This is a genomic window from Janthinobacterium sp. 344 (genome assembly GCF_900112025.1).
Taxonomy (GTDB): Bacteria; Pseudomonadota; Gammaproteobacteria; order Burkholderiales; family Burkholderiaceae_D; genus Janthinobacterium.
The window spans coordinates 386,744-401,072 of sequence record NZ_FOKL01000003.1; the positions used below are offsets into that span (position 1 = coordinate 386,744).

The 14,329-nt window shown below is 63.8% G+C and carries 16 protein-coding genes; 6 read left to right on the plus strand and 10 right to left on the minus strand.

From position 1 onward, the window contains the following. The first annotated feature begins 830 nt into the window (after positions 1-830). Both BM193_RS11350 and BM193_RS11360 read left to right on the plus strand, forming a co-directional pair. Positions 831-1,709: an EamA family transporter gene (locus BM193_RS11350; protein ID WP_175533245.1), complete on the plus strand. Its 879-nt coding sequence runs from the start codon at positions 831-833 to the stop codon at positions 1,707-1,709. A gap of 418 nt (positions 1,710-2,127) precedes the next feature. After that, positions 2,128-2,559, plus strand: coding sequence for a c-type cytochrome (locus BM193_RS11360; RefSeq protein WP_092797827.1), 432 nt, complete (start codon positions 2,128-2,130; stop codon positions 2,557-2,559). 113 nt (positions 2,560-2,672) lie between these two features. On the opposite strand, the gene BM193_RS11365 is transcribed toward BM193_RS11360, so the two are convergent. Together BM193_RS11365 and BM193_RS11370 are read right to left on the minus strand one after the other, a co-directional pair. Beyond that, entirely contained in the window at positions 2,673-3,023 is a 351-nt protein-coding gene (locus BM193_RS11365; RefSeq protein WP_092797828.1) for a hypothetical protein, read from the minus strand. A 9-nt stretch (positions 3,024-3,032) separates the two neighbouring features. Beyond that, positions 3,033-3,296, minus strand: coding sequence for a DUF378 domain-containing protein (locus tag BM193_RS11370; protein WP_217638456.1), 264 nt, complete (start codon positions 3,294-3,296; stop codon positions 3,033-3,035). A gap of 330 nt (positions 3,297-3,626) precedes the next feature. Between BM193_RS11370 and BM193_RS11375 the strand changes: the two genes are divergently transcribed. Beyond that, positions 3,627-5,054 carry a methyl-accepting chemotaxis protein gene (locus BM193_RS11375; protein WP_092797830.1) on the plus strand — a complete coding sequence of 476 codons (1,428 nt, stop codon included), beginning with the start codon at positions 3,627-3,629 and terminating at the stop codon, positions 5,052-5,054. A gap of 15 nt (positions 5,055-5,069) precedes the next feature. Here the strand turns inward: BM193_RS11375 and BM193_RS11380 are convergent, their stop codons facing one another. From BM193_RS11380 to BM193_RS11390, 3 genes are all read right to left on the minus strand, one after another. Then, the gene (locus tag BM193_RS11380) at positions 5,070-5,600 is read right to left on the minus strand and encodes a GNAT family N-acetyltransferase (RefSeq protein WP_175533246.1); all 531 of its coding nucleotides are present in this window, start codon (positions 5,598-5,600) and stop codon (positions 5,070-5,072) included. A 7-nt stretch (positions 5,601-5,607) separates the two neighbouring features. After that, positions 5,608-6,174 carry a helix-turn-helix domain-containing protein gene (locus BM193_RS11385; RefSeq protein WP_092797831.1) on the minus strand — a complete coding sequence of 189 codons (567 nt, stop codon included), beginning with the start codon at positions 6,172-6,174 and terminating at the stop codon, positions 5,608-5,610. A 341-nt stretch (positions 6,175-6,515) separates the two neighbouring features. Beyond that, a complete protein-coding gene (locus tag BM193_RS11390; RefSeq protein WP_175533247.1) occupies positions 6,516-7,418 on the minus strand; it encodes a LysR family transcriptional regulator in 903 nt (300 codons plus the stop codon). 120 nt (positions 7,419-7,538) lie between these two features. Between BM193_RS11390 and BM193_RS11395 the strand changes: the two genes are divergently transcribed. Together BM193_RS11395 and BM193_RS11400 are read left to right on the plus strand one after the other, a co-directional pair. Further along, positions 7,539-8,615 carry a YeiH family protein gene (locus BM193_RS11395; protein WP_254786063.1) on the plus strand — a complete coding sequence of 359 codons (1,077 nt, stop codon included), beginning with the start codon at positions 7,539-7,541 and terminating at the stop codon, positions 8,613-8,615. Between the two features lie 102 nt (positions 8,616-8,717). Beyond that, positions 8,718-9,359, plus strand: a complete 642-nt coding sequence (locus tag BM193_RS11400) for a LysE family translocator (protein WP_092797833.1) — start codon at positions 8,718-8,720, stop codon at positions 9,357-9,359. Positions 9,360-9,361: 2 nt separating this feature from the next. On the opposite strand, the gene BM193_RS11405 is transcribed toward BM193_RS11400, so the two are convergent. Then, positions 9,362-10,126 carry an alpha/beta fold hydrolase gene (locus BM193_RS11405; protein ID WP_092797834.1) on the minus strand — a complete coding sequence of 255 codons (765 nt, stop codon included), beginning with the start codon at positions 10,124-10,126 and terminating at the stop codon, positions 9,362-9,364. Between the two features lie 85 nt (positions 10,127-10,211). On the opposite strand from BM193_RS11405, the gene BM193_RS11410 reads away from it, so the two are divergent. Beyond that, positions 10,212-10,970: an AraC family transcriptional regulator gene (locus BM193_RS11410; protein WP_254786065.1), complete on the plus strand. Its 759-nt coding sequence runs from the start codon at positions 10,212-10,214 to the stop codon at positions 10,968-10,970. Here the strand turns inward: BM193_RS11410 and BM193_RS11415 are convergent. The 4 genes from BM193_RS11415 to BM193_RS11430 form a co-directional block, all read right to left on the minus strand. After that, positions 10,967-11,608: a CatA-like O-acetyltransferase gene (locus tag BM193_RS11415; RefSeq protein ID WP_092797836.1), complete on the minus strand. Its 642-nt coding sequence runs from the start codon at positions 11,606-11,608 to the stop codon at positions 10,967-10,969. The genes BM193_RS11410 and BM193_RS11415 overlap by 4 nt on opposite strands. A 189-nt stretch (positions 11,609-11,797) precedes the next feature. After that, positions 11,798-13,006 carry an MFS transporter gene (locus BM193_RS11420; protein WP_092797837.1) on the minus strand — a complete coding sequence of 403 codons (1,209 nt, stop codon included), beginning with the start codon at positions 13,004-13,006 and terminating at the stop codon, positions 11,798-11,800. A gap of 172 nt (positions 13,007-13,178) precedes the next feature. Beyond that, positions 13,179-13,478 (minus strand): pentapeptide MXKDX repeat protein, encoded by a 300-nt coding sequence (locus BM193_RS11425; RefSeq protein WP_092797838.1) that lies wholly within the window; start codon positions 13,476-13,478, stop codon positions 13,179-13,181. A gap of 80 nt (positions 13,479-13,558) precedes the next feature. Then, entirely contained in the window at positions 13,559-14,329 is a 771-nt protein-coding gene (locus BM193_RS11430) for a molybdopterin-dependent oxidoreductase (protein ID WP_092797839.1), read from the minus strand.

Sequence of the window (14,329 nt, forward strand, 5' to 3'; positions counted from 1 at the left end):
ATTCAATTTAAAACATGGTCGTGCAAATCAATGATTATTCCGCGCCTTTCATGCGACGCCTTCATAATCCACATCTCAACCGCAGATGCGATATCATAAAATCAAATCAATTATGATATTTAGCATGCATTCAATTGCATTTTTTATATATCCAATGCTTTTATTACAGCCAGCCAACGATATCGAGTGCGTCCATACCCTGCACGCATTTACCCAGGGTATGGCTGGACGCACGCAGGCCCCGGCCGCCAGACGGCGCGGCCAGACTGGGCCTGGCTTGCGCCGGGTCCAGCGTCAACATACGCAATACGTGGTTGTTATTGGAATATTTACTAATTGACTTTTTTATTTTCGCATATCCATCTTATGTGGGCAAAATAAAAACCTTGTTGTTTCGGCCGTATATCCGATGCCTGCCGGCCAGGCGTACTTTCCATGTTCACGCATGTCCGGCATTAACTAGATATAAAATAAATACGCCTATTGACAAATTACTTTCCAAAATTGGCATAAACCCGTGATTGCCGATTTTCAGAGCACACAGCGGCCTCATGCTTTTTTTGAACATGAATTTCAGCCATTACAATAAAAATTACTTTTTCATATCTGGCATGGACGCCGTTTTTTTTAGATAAACTGTTTCTTTTACGCATCACCTATCGCGTCATCCAGCCTGCGCCGCTCGCGGCGCCACCGGGCAAGCAGGGGCGCCGTTGCTGCCAACAATGTTCCTGGCGGGGGATGCGCCGGGCATCGCGTAGCGAGCGCCGGCCCAAGATGGCCGCATGTCCCCTATCTAAAGAAGACATAGCCCATTAAAATGTCGCCCCATGACCTCCCCCGCCCCGACCTCCTCCCTGCCCGACAGCATCCTGCTCCCTTCCCTGGCCGTGCTGGGAGGCCAGATTTCCGTCAACCTGGGGGCGGCGATCGCAAAGAATCTGTTTCCCGTCATCGGCGTGGAAGGCATCACGGCGTACCGGGTGGGTTTTTCGGCGCTGATCCTGCTGGCCATCTTCCGTCCCTGGCGTTTCCGCCTGACGCGCAAGGATGTGCTGAACCTGCTCGTGTATGGCTCGGTGCTGGGCTTGATGAATTTGCTGATTTACCGCGCGTTTGCGCTGATACCGATCGGCATCGCGGTGGCGATCGAGGTGACGGGGCCGCTGGCCGTCGCCATGCTGTCATCGCGCCGGCCGCGCGACCTGCTGGCCGTGGCCGGCGCCGTGTTTGGCCTGTATTTGCTGCTGCCGCTGCAGGGCAGCCCCGGCAGCCTGGACCCGGTCGGCGTGGCGTATGCGCTGGGCGCGGCCCTGTGCTGGGCGCTGTACATCATCTTCGGCAAGCGCGCCTCGACCTTGCAGGGCGGCCAGGCCGTGGCCTGGGGCATGACGGTGGCGGCGCTGGTGACGGTCCCCATCGGCATCGGCTATGCGGGCACGGCCTTGCTGGTGCCGTCGATTGCCTTGCTGGGCCTGGCGATTGCCATGCTGTCCAGTGCTCTACCGTACTCACTGGAAATCTTTGCCCTGCGCCGCCTGCCGCAAGGCGTGTTCGGCATGTTCAGCAGCGCGGCACCGGCCGTCAGCGCGCTGGCCGCCATGCTGGTGCTGGGAGAAATGCTGAGCCTGACCCAGTGGCTGGCCATCGCCTGCATCGTGTTTGCTTCCGCCATGGCGGCGCTGGGGGCGCAAGGCGGCAAGCGCTGACGGCGCGCAAGCGGTCTTCAGCGCCTGTTCAGACAGCCATGCAGATGGCAGCTATGTAGATAACCGCCAGGTACATAGCCGCTAGGTACATAGCCGCTAGGTAGATAACAGCTAGCTAGCCGCTCGCTATGCGGATGGCACCTATGTGGATGGCGGCAAGGCCGGCAACGGTGCGGATGGCAGCTATGCGGATGGCGGCAAGGCCGGCAACGGTGCGGATGCCAGCATCGCGCCTTGCCATGCCTGCCCCCCTTCCCCTGGGCCTGCGCCCGCACGTGCCGACCGGCGGGTGGATGTTGGCCGGCAGGTTCATGCTGGCAGGCAGGTTTTAAGGCTGGGCTGTAAAATAGGCCATCCTGGCCATGTCGTACCCGCCCGACTGCGTGCACGCCTTCCTGATGATTCCCGATGATTCCCGATGACATTACCGTTCAGCTCACCGTTCCATTCACGCCTGCCCTGCGCTCTCGCCACGGCCGCACTGCTGCTGGCGCAAAGCGCCCTTGGCCAGGCCGCAACGCCCCCTGCCGTGCCTGCCGCCCTCAAGGGCAATGCCGAAGCGGGCAAGGCGGCGTTTCGCAAGTGCGCCTCCTGCCACCAGGTGGGCCCTTCGGCACGCGGCGGCTTCGGCCCCAAGCTGTCGGGCGTGATTGGCCGCAGGGCCGGTTCGACGTCGGACTACCGCTATTCGGCCGCCATGAAAAATGCGAATATCGTGTGGACCGAACAAAACCTGGGCGCCTTCCTGAAGGCGCCCAGCGATTTCATCCCCGGCAATAACATGCGCTTCTGGGGCATCGGCAACGCACAGCAGGTCGCCGATTTGCTGGCCTATCTGCGCACGCAGTGACGCTGCCGGAAAAAATACACTAAAAAAAACAGCGCAAGGCCATCTGCACTGGCCACTATGGCGGCGAGCCATGGCCGGGCGTTGCCTTGCCCGCCCCGCAGGCCCTTGCCACCTCACTCTCCCAGCATCTGCAACACCCCCTTGCGCTTCTTGTGCGCCGCCTCATAGACGCGCAGCCGCTGAAGCTGGGCGGAGGACAGTCCACCGAGCTTGTCGCGTATCTGCGCCACCGTCAGGTGCTGGTAGCCGTCGATAGGCAAGGCGCTTCCGTCGGCCGGACGCGCAGCCTTGCCAGCCTTTTGCCTGTTTTGCGCCATCTGCGTCTCGCCCGCCTGCGCCCTCTGCTTGTTCACGATGCGGGCAGCGACCTCTTCTTCGCGGCCCGGATAGCGTCCTTCCTGCGTCAACTCTTTTTCCAGCTTCTTGAATTCGCGTTCACGCTTGGGGTTGGCACCAACAGGCATCGGTTCCCCCTAGGGCTTGGCAGGCAGCTTGCGCACGCACAGGTAGATCGAATAGATGGCGGCCAGCCCCACCAGGATGTACACGGTGCGCGACGCCGTCGTCATGACGCCGAGGATGCGCGCCACCACGTCGATATCGAACAGGCCCACCAGGCCCCAGTTCAAACCGCCCACGATCAGCAGCACCATCGCAACCCAGTCCAGCGCATTGAGGCGCATGGCCGTCAGTTCCGTGCGTACTGTTCCATCCGTTCCCGATTGTATATTCGCCATCTCGGCCTCCCAGGTAGTCCATCGATATCACGCCGCCAGCAGGCGCTGGCAGGTCAGGATTGGAGTGTAGGCACGGCCGGCGAAATGGCTAGTCGGACAATCCCGCCATGATGAGTAGGAAAACTCCTGATTCTCCAGCGTGATGGATGCCGACATGGGATGGCCCTTGTGTTGCTGAATAATCAGTAACACATTCCAATATGGAAATATTTATAGATTACTTAGTACCGCACTGCTACACTCATTTCACCCCAGCAACTTAGGGGCGATCGCGCCGCGACTTGCCGTGCCAATGGCTGGCGGCCACCACGGGACAACCGCTGAGGGGACATGAATATTTCTAACATACGCATCGGTGTACGCCTGACCACAGGCTTTCTGCTCACGTCGCTGTTGCTGGCCGTCGTGGTGACGATCAGCACCTGGCAACTGTCGACGGTAAGCGGGGAAATCGATGCCAGCGTGTACCAGCGCTATGCGCGCATCGAGCAACTGCACGCCTTGCGCGGGCAAGCCCAGGCCAGCGGCGAGGCCGCCGTGCGCGGCATCGACCAGCAGATCGCGGCGCAGTCGGCGCAGATGCGCGCGGCGGCCGACGCGGCCATCCGGCGGGCGCAGAACACCAACCGGCTGGTCATCGCGCTGGGGGTGGTCGGCGGCATACTCAGCCTGGTCACGGCATGGTTCATCAGCAGCGGCATCGTGCGGCCCCTGCGGCATGCCGTCAAGGTGGCGCGCAAGGTGGCTGGCGGCGACCTGAGCGGCAATATCCGCGTCGAATCCGCCGATGAGGTGGGCCAGTTGCTGCAGGCGCTCAAGGAAATGAATGCCAGCCTGATCAATATCGTCGGCGAAGTGCGCGGTGGCACGCACGACATCGCGGGCGCCTCGGGCGACATCGCCGCCGGCAACCGCGACTTGTCGCAGCGCACGCAGGCGCAAGCGAGTTCGCTGGAACAGACGGCCGCCTCGATGGAAGAGCTGACTGGCACCGTCAAGCAAAATGCCGATAACGCGCGGCAAGCCAACCAGCTGGCGCAATCGGCCGCCGAGGTGGCCGGCAAAGGCGGCACGGTGGTGGCGCAAGTGGTCGAGACCATGTCGTCGATCAATGCCTCCTCGAAAAAGATCGTCGACATCATCGGCGTCATCGACGCCATCGCCTTCCAGACGAATATTTTGGCCCTGAATGCGGCCGTGGAAGCGGCGCGCGCCGGTGAGCAGGGGCGCGGCTTTGCCGTCGTCGCCAGCGAGGTGCGCAACCTGGCGCAACGCTCGGCCGGCGCGGCGAAAGAAATCAAGCAGCTGATCGGCGACTCCGTCGAGCGCGTCGATGCGGGCGCGCGCCTGGTGGACACGGCCGGCGCCACCATGCGCGAGATCGTCGCCAGCGTGCACCGCGTCACCGCTATCATGGGCGAAATCAGCCTGGCCAGCGGCGAGCAATTGTCCGGCATCGAGCAAGTCAATGCGGCCATCGTACAGATGGAACACGTGACGCAGGAAAACGCGGCGCTGGTGGAACAGGCATCGATGGCCGCGAATGGCATGCAGCAGCGCGCCTCCGAGCTGTCGGGCACGGTCAGCATTTTCAAGCTGGGCCACGAAGCGGGTGTTGTCACAGGCCACGCGCCGGGCCGCTCTGCGGCGCCTGCCCCTGCGGCAGCCGCCATCAGCCTCGCCGCGGCACAGGAACGCACTGTCAGCCGTACGCAAGCAGCACGCTCGGCAACCGTCAGAGCGCGCCTGAAAGCCTGAGTTCCCGTGGCTAGCTCATTGCTCCAGCTGCTTGTACAGGATGGTGGTGGCGTCCAGCCTGTCGCCTGCTGGCGCCAGCGCATACGCGGGTATGCTGCCGGCCACCCGATAGCCCAGCGACAGGTACAGCGCTTCGGCGTGGTCGCCGCTGCGCGTATCGAGCGTCAGCAGGCTGCGCGGCAATACGCGCGCCTGCGCTTCGACCGCCTGCATCAGCCAGCGGGCGATGCCGCGCCGGCGCAGCGCGGGGGCGACCAGCAGCTTGCGCACCTCGGCCCGGTGCGCCTGGTTGGGCTGGGTATCCCAGTCCAGCTGCACGGCGCCCGCCAGCTTGCCCTCCACTTCGGCCACCAGCAGCAGACGCACGCCGCGCGTAACGGCGGGCAAGACGTTTTCCGTCCAGAAGGCCTGGCTGGCGGCCATGTCGAAGGGCAGGATGAAACCGATGCTGGCGCCATCGTGCACGCACGCCTGCAGCAAGGCGCCCAGTTCCGGCAGGCGATCGCGTATATCGGTGGCAGTAAACAGATGCAGTGAGGGGGGCATGATGGTCTCAGACGAGGAATAAAAAATAGCGGGCGCCGCTGTCGGGCGGCGTGACAAAGGCGCTGGCGCCCTGCAACTGGTAGCGCAGGCAATCACCGGACAGCAAGTCATGCGAATGACCGTCGACCGTCACGCGCAACTTGCCCTCTTGCAGCAGCAGGTGATGTTCCATGCCGGGCCGGGGCGACGCGGCATAGGCGATCGACACGCCGGCACCGAGCTCGCATTCGAGCGCTTCGCCAGCCAGCGCACGCGCGGGGGGCGAGATGGAGCGGCGGCGAAAGCCCGTGTCCGGATCGCTCCACACGCTTTGCGCCGCGCGCCGCACGACGGGCGGAAAATCGTCTTCCACCATGCGCAGCAGGCGCGACATGGCCAGGCCATACGCGGCGCACAACTTGCCCAGCACGGCTGTCGTGGGGCTGACTTCGCCATTTTCCAGGCGCGACAAGGTGGCGCGGCTGACCTCGCTCGCCTTCGCCAGCTGGTCCAGCGACCAGGCCTGCTCCACACGCAACTGTTTCAAGCGCTGCGCCAGGCGCTGCTCGGTATTATTTGCTTCTATATTTTCCATATATGGGAATTTATCCCATAAACGGAATCTGCGCAAGCCTGAGCGGCACCTTGTCCATCGCGCGGACCGGCCGGGGAACGTCAAGCCCGGTGGCGCGGTCGCCCCAAGGCGCCGCCATGCCCGCCACTCCCCCAAGACCACCCATGATTGCCTGGCCGGGATTATCCGCAACACCTGGCGGGACGCGCCTACGGTCTCGTCGCGCATGGCGATGTGGCCGGCATCGCAGGCGTGCGCCGGCGTGCGCCGGAGACTATCGGACGGGCCGCACTGGACGGGCCTGGTCGATGCGGGCACCAGGCCGTGGCCCAACATGCAGCGAGGCATTGCGCCCCGCCTAGTTATGCCGCCATGCGCGAGGCGTGCCGGCACAACTCCAGGAAACCCGTCAACCTGGGCGAGAGGATCTTTTTAGACTGGCGGATCAGATAAAAGTTGCGCTCCAACGGCGGCAGCATGGTATCGAGTTCCACCAGTTGCCCGCTGGCCAGCAGATCGGCCACCACCACGCGCGACAGGCAGGCGATGCCCAGCCCCGCCGCCGCGCCATACTTGATGGCTTCGGAATTGCTGAATTCACCTGCGGCGCGCAGATAGTGCAAATACGGCACCAGGGCCTGCTCCACGGCTTCGCGCGTGCCCGAGCCCGCCTCGCGCAGCAGCCAGCCCGCCTGGTTCAGCTCCGCAAAGCTGAGCAGGTGGCGCACTTGCGCCAGCGGGTGCGTGGGCGCGGCCACGATCAGCATCTGGTCCGTCAGCCACGGTTCGACCAGCAAGCCGGCCTCATGGCACGGCCCTTCGATGAGGCCGATATCGACCTTGAACGCGGCCACGGCGGCGGCGATGTCGGCCGTGTTGGCGATCGTCACTTGCGGAATGCTGCGCCCGTATTGCTGCGCCGCCTGCGCGAGGATCTGCGGCAGCAGATAGATGCCGATCGTGGTGCTGGCGCCGATCTGCAGGCTGACAGGCACGGACGGGTCGGCACCCGCGAACTGGCGCTCGATGCTGGCGGCCGCATCGCGCATCTGCCGCGCCTGCGGCAATAACAATCGGCCATTGTCATTAAGCACCAGACGCTTGCCCACCCGGTCGAACAGTTGCGCGCCCAGCAAGGTTTCCAGCTCGTTCAGCGCCGCGCTGGTGGCAGATTGCGACAGCGCAATCTGCCCGGCAGCCGCGCTGGTGCTGCCCGTGTCCGCCACGGCCAGGAAAATCTGCAATTGCCGCAAGGTCAATGCCATGCCGTTCCCCTTCCCCAGTTACCTATTTTTCAGGTCAAACATACAAAAACAATCCGTTTTACCATTTAATCGACGAACTGTACAGTCATGCCATACGAACCAAGAACCATGGAGCACGGCATGTCATCCTTATCAACAACGACTTCAAACAGTATCAGCGACCGTTATGGCCGATTGCTGCCGGGCCTGCTGCTGAGCGGCGTGATCGCCTGGGGCGCCATTGCGCTGGGCAAGCTGGAATGGATGCAAAACCACGGCATGAGCGCCCTGACCCTGGCCATCATCCTCGGCATCATCCTCGGCAACAGCGTGTATGCGCGCCTGGCGCCCACCTGCGGCGCGGGCGTGGCGTTTTCCAAGCAGACCTTATTGCGCCTTGGCATCATCCTGTACGGCTTCCGCCTGACCTTCCAGGACATCGGCCAGGTGGGCCTGGCCGGCATCGCCATCGACGCGCTGGTACTGACGTCGACCTTCGGCCTGGCCATGTTGCTCGGCACCAAGGTATTCAAGCTGGAGCGCAACAGCGCCATTTTGATCGGCGCGGGCAGTTCGATCTGCGGCGCGGCGGCCGTGATGGCGACGGAACCCGTCGTCAAGGGGCGCAGCGAGGACGTCACCGTGGCCGTCTCCACCGTCGTGGTGTTCGGCACCATCGCCATCTTTTTGTACCCGCTGCTGTATCAGCTGAACCTGGGCTGGCATGTGCTGGCGGCAACGCCGTCCGCCTTTGGCGTGTACATCGGCTCGACCGTGCATGAGGTGGCGCAGGTGGTGGCGGCTGGCAAGTCGATCGGGCAAGAGACGGCGAATGCGGCCGTGATCGCCAAGATGGTGCGCGTGATGATGCTGGCGCCCTTCCTCGTCATCCTGTCGGCCGTGCTGGCGCGCGGCAAGGCCAAGGCCGGCGGTGGCGACAAGGCGGCCAGGCTGGCCATCCCCTGGTTCGCCTTCATCTTCATTGCCGTGGTCGCCTTCAATTCGCTGGGCCTGCTGTCGGGCGGCGTCGTGGCCGCCATCACCGAGTTCGACACGGCCTTGCTGGCCATGGCCATGGCGGCCTTGGGCTTGACGACGCACATGTCGGCCATCCGCCGCGCCGGCATCAAGCCCCTGCTGCTGGCCGGCCTGCTGTTCTGCTGGCTGATCGCCGGTGGCGCCGCCATCAACCACGTGGTGACGGGCCTGTTCGCCTGAGCGTCCATCTGACACCGAGCGGGCCGGCGCGGGAGCCGAAAACTTCGTACAATAAGCGTGTTTTGACTCTCAATCCGGCTCCGGCCCCATCCAGGAACACCCATGCATCTCTCGAACTGGCTGCTTTTCTGCAGCGTTGCCCTGCTCGTCACGTTTTCTCCCGGCCCGGCCGTCCTGCTGGCCATCTCGAATGCCATCGCCGTCGGCCCGCGCCGCGCGATGATCAGCAGCATGGGCAATGGTTTTGGCCTGTTCATCATTTCCGGCGTGGCCATGGCCGGCATGGGCGTCGTGCTGGCCACCTCGGCCACCGCCTTCATGCTGCTGAAACTGGCTGGCGCCCTGTACCTGGTGTACCTGGGCATCAAGCAATGGCGCAGCAAGACCAGTATCGTGGCCGACGCGCCCGTGGCGCCGGGCGCCGCCAATCCCAATTCATTCTGGAAACTCTTCCGCCAGGGCTTGACGGTGGCGCTGACCAATCCGAAAGCCATCCTGTTCTTCTCGGCCCTGTTTCCGCAATTCATCACGCCAGGCGAACCGGTCGGCATCCAGTTCGCCGTGCTGACGGCCTCGTTTGTCGCCTGCGCCATGCTGGCCCATCTGTTCTACGCCAACCTGGCGCGCCTGCTGAAAAGCCAGCTGGCCACGCCGGGCCGCGCCAGGCTGTTCAACCGCATCTCCGGCGGCGCCTTCGTGCTGCTGGGCTTGAGCCTGCTGCGCCTGCGCGCCAAGGCCGCGTAAAGTCACGACGCCGACAGGAACGCCTCGATGCTGGCCGCCAGGACCAGCGGCGTTTCATTCATCGGATAATGTCCCGCATTGCCCAGCACTTCCAGCCGGGCTTGCGGATACCACGCCAGATACGTGCGGCGCATCAAGTGCGCATCGAAGCGGGGGTCGTGCTCCCCCACCAGCGCCAGCAGGGGCAGGTTCGACGCCGTTGCCTGCACTTCGCCGCTGAAATCCGTGTCGCTCCACGCCAGAAAATAGGCGGCGAACGCGGCCTGATCCGACCTCTCCCACGAGTACCGCGCCTTCCAGTCCAGCCAGGCGGCCGGCAAGCGCCCGCCCGTGCTGCGGGCGATGATGGCGCGCCGCGCCTGCACATCGCCGCTGGCGTCGAGAAACCGCTGCCGTGACGCAGAGTCGAATGCCGCGCCGCAGCTGGGCACGGGCGCCACGGCCACCAGCTTGCGCAAGCGCAAGGGCGCCAGCAAGGCCAGCCGTTCCAGCGCCATGCCGCCCATGGAATGACCGACCACGCTGAAGGTGGCAAAGTCCAGCGCATCGGCCAGGGCCAGCGCGTCGCGGGCGACCTCCTCCATCGAATACGCGCCAGCCGCGCCGCGCATGCCGCCATAGCCGCGATTGTCCATGAAGACATAGCTGAAGGCGCCGCCATCGAGGGCCACCTCCATGGGCGCAAACGCGTGCGCGTCGCCAAACCAGCCGTGCAGGACGATGACGGCGTGGGGACCATGGCCCACGCGATGATAGGTATTCGGCATACATGCTCCTCAAAAAGAGTGCATGGTAAACGCGCATCCGGTGGCCCGCCTTCGATGGCAGGTCAAATGCTGTAGAGTACGGGCCATGGATGATTTTTATACGGATGTGCCGCGACCACTGATCGCCACGGCGCGCGACTATGGCCCCGGCGCCATCTTTCCCAGTCACAGCCATGCGCGCGGGCAATTCGCCTATGCGGCGCGCGGTGTCATCAGCGTGCACACGCCGCAAGGCAACTGGCTGGTACCGCCGCAACGCGCGTGCTGGGTGCCGGCCGGGCTCGACCACGGCATGCGCATGCATGGCGCCGTGACCATGCACAATGTGTTTGTCGATCCACACGCCATCGACAGCATGGGCTTGCCAGCGGATTGCCAGGTGCTCGATGTCACGCCACTGCTGCGCCAGCTGCTGGCCGAAGCCGTGACCGTGGAAGCCTTGTATGGGCAAGCGTCGCGCGCCGGGCGGTTGATGGCCTTGCTGCTCGATGAAATCGCCGCTGCCAGTCCCCTGCCCCTGAGCGCACCGCTGCCGCAGGATGCCAGGCTGGCGCGGCTGTGCATGGAATTGCTCGAACAGCCCAGCCTGGACAGCGGCCTGGACGCGATGGCGGCGCAGGCGGGCATGAGCCGGCGCACGTTCACGCGGCAATTCCGCGCGCAGACGGGCCTGGCCTTTGCCCAATGGCGCCAGCAAGCCTGCCTGCTGGCCGCCATCACGCGGCTGGCCGAAGGCCAAGCCGTCACCCGCGTGGCGCTCGATCTCGGTTATGCCAGCCCCAGCGCCTTCACGGCCGCCTTCCGCCGCGTGCTGGGCCGTGCGCCCAGCGCATACCTGCTTTAGGAAATCATGGCGGCGATGCGCTGCGACAAGGCCTGCGCCAGTTTCTGCACATGGTAGCCATCGACAAAGCCATGGTGCGCCTGCGCGGAAAACGGTATGCGCATGCGGCCATCGTCCTGCGGCGGGCCGAACTTGCCCCAGGTAAAGGTCGGGATGTCGGCATCGCGGTGGCGGCAGATCGGGTGCTCGATGGCCGCCAGTTCCAGCCATGGCAGGCAGGTGATGTAGATATTGTTGCGCCGCTCGCGTTCGCTTTCACCTTCGCCCGTGTTGATCAGCGCGCTGCTCGCTTCGGCCACGCGTTTGGCTTCCAGGCTGCGGGCGATGAATACATCGAGCTGGTCCGTCATGGTAAAACGCGTGTAGTTGAGGTTCTCGTCGCCGTTGATGACGGTGTAGGAGGCGGGGAAATCGTCGATTTTGATCACCTCGCCCTGGTAGATGCGGTACATGAAATGATCGATGTCGCGCACCGTGTTGAGCAGGCAGAACAGGAAGAAATGAAACACGGGAATCTGGCGCGCCTTGCACCAGGGCCGAAAATCCGGCACGTCGAGCTGGAAATTGATGTTGACGAGGGGATTGTCGAACGCGCGGAACAAATCGTAGCGGTCGCGCCGCTTTGCAAAATTTTTCATGCGGCGAGTGTAGACGATGGGGGGACTGCCGGGCAAGAGGCGAACGGGGCTTGACGACACATGCGCCCGCGCATGCCCGCTGCATGCCCTTGACTTGGCCTTATCGCGCTCCGCAGGCATCAAATGATTTACTTTTGGCAAATACGAAGTCAGGCAGGGAGCGGCGGCCAGATGCCGGCGGTCCCTGTCTCAGCCGGCTTTACCCCGCTGCACCTGCCACGCCAGCGGCAAGGTCAGCAGCAGCAAGGCGGCCAGCACCAGCAAGGCCGTGGGCACGCTGGTATGGTCGCCCAGCGCGCCGAACAGCACGGGCGACAGCGCGCCGCCGCCGATGCTGCCCGTATAAAACAGCGCGAACGCATGCTCGCGCTTGCCGGGTTCGGCCAGTTCCGGCACCACGCCGTACAGCACGGACGAGGTGCCGTTCAGCGCCAGCCCCAGCAGGGGCAGCATGGCCATGACGCCGGCCAGCGGCAGCCACAGGGCGGCCACGATGAGCAGCGAGGTCATCGATTCCGTCAGCCACACGGTCTTCATCATGCCGATGCGCGCGCCCAGGTAGCCGCACAGCAGCTTGCCGAAGGCGCCGCCCACAAACAGCAGCGACAAGGCCACGCCGATGCCGGCCGTGCCCGCGCCTTTGCTTTTCAGCAGGAATGGCAGGAAGGTGAGGAACCCCATGCGCACGGCGCTGTCCAGGGTGCCCGTGGCCAGCAAGGCACGAAAGCTTGCTTTGGAGCCGCCGCCCGCCATAGGCTTGGCCACTTTTTTCTGGCTGGCCTGGATGTCGCCCGGCTTCGGCAGCAGCCACCACAGCAAGCCGGCGGCCGCCAGGCCCAGCAAGCCCAGCAGGGAGACGCTGGCTTGCCAGCTGCAGACGACCAGCAGCAAGCCCACCAGCGCGGGAATCAGGGTCTTGCCGATATCGCCGGCGAAGTTGTAGTGCGACAGCGCCTCCTTCACGCCGCCGCCCGCCTCGTGCGTGTCGGTGACGATGGACGAGGCCAGCGGATGCTGGGTGCTGGCGCCCAGGCCGCCCAGCAGCAAGGCGAGCAGCAGCACGGCCAGGCCGCCCGCCTGCCCCGCGATCAAGTAGGCGATGCCAGCGAGCGCCGTGCCGCCCACCAGCATGCGCTCGCGGCCCCAGCGTTTCGCCAGGCGGCTGGCCAGCAACTGAAAACCGGCCATCATGCCCGAGTAGGAACCGCGCAGCAGCCCGACCATGGCGTAGCTGATGGCAAATTGCGCCTGCCAGATGGGCAGCAGCACATAGATCACGTCCGTCAAGCCGTCGTGCACGGCATGCGCGCCGCAGGCGGCGAACAGCGAGCGGCGGCGCAGGGATTTATCGGAAGGGGGAGATGCGGAAGCGAGCGCGGTGGCGGATGGTTCTGTCATGACAGTGCATGCGGAAAATCGGAAGGCATCAGCTTACACCAATCGCCGCGTATCGTCTTGATTTGACAACACGGTTGCAGACTCCGCCGGAATGCCATTCGGCGCCGCCGTCAGCTTCGGTCGAAGCTGGCGGCGGCGCCAGGCAAACTGCCTCAGTGGCCATGCCTTGCCATTATTTGCCCATGGCATCCTTGGCCATGCCATCTTTCTTCATTTCATCTTTCTTCATGCCGTCTTTCGCCATGCCGTCTTTTGCCATGGCATCTTTCGCCATGCCGTCCTTGGCCATGTGATCCTTCTTCATGTGCTTCTTGGCCATCGGCTTGTCCATCGGCTTGTCCATGGCATCCTTGTGCATGGCGTCGGCCGAGGCGTCCTTGGCCATGGCGTCTTTTTTCATGGCATCCTGGGCGAACGCGGTCCCCGACATGAGGATGGCGGAAGCGATGATGGCGGTGATGGTGGTTTTCATGATGAGTCCTTGTCTCTGGGTTGAATGGGCACATGCCCGGGGTTAAAACTATTGCGGTACTGCCGGTGCTGCTAAGGTGTTCAAGAGCCGCCGAACCAGTTGTATCCCTGGTCCTCCCAATACCCTCCCGGGTAGGTGTTCGTGACGAATATGGCCTGGATATGCTTGGGGTTCTTGTAGCCCAGCTTGGTCGGCATGCGCAGCTTCATGGGGTAGCCGTACTTGGGCGGCAATTGCTGGCCGTCGTAGGTCAAGGCCATGATGGTTTGCGGATGCAGGGCCGTGGCCATGTCGATGCTGGTGAAGTAATCATCGGCGCACTTGAAGCCGATGTATTTCGCCGTCTTGTCGGCGCCGACCAGGTTCAGGAAGTGGGCGAAAGGCACGCCGCCCCACTTGCCGATGGCGCTCCAGCCTTCCACGCAGATGTGGCGCGTGACTTGCGTTTCCTGCGGCAAGGCGCGCAACTGCGGCAAGCTCCATGGCTTTTTATCCGCGATCAAGCCACTGAGCTCGAGCCGCCAGGCGTCGCCATCGACGGCTTCCACCTCATCCTCGCCATAAAACGCATTGAAGGGGAACGGCCGGGCAATCATGGAATCGGGATAGGTCGGCGCCAGCTTGTTCGGGTCGAAGAGCCAGCCCTGCACCCGGTCGTTCATGCGCGACACGGCAGTCAGGGCCTTGTCGATGCTCGCCTCGTCGCTGACGTTGCAGCCCGTCAGCAGCGACAGGCCGCCCAGGGTCAGGCCGCGCTGCAGGAACAGGCGGCGCGACGGCTGTTCGATCTTGCGCAGGGCGTCGGCCAGCATGGCCTGGCCCTGCTCCTGCACGATGATGGTTTTTTTCAT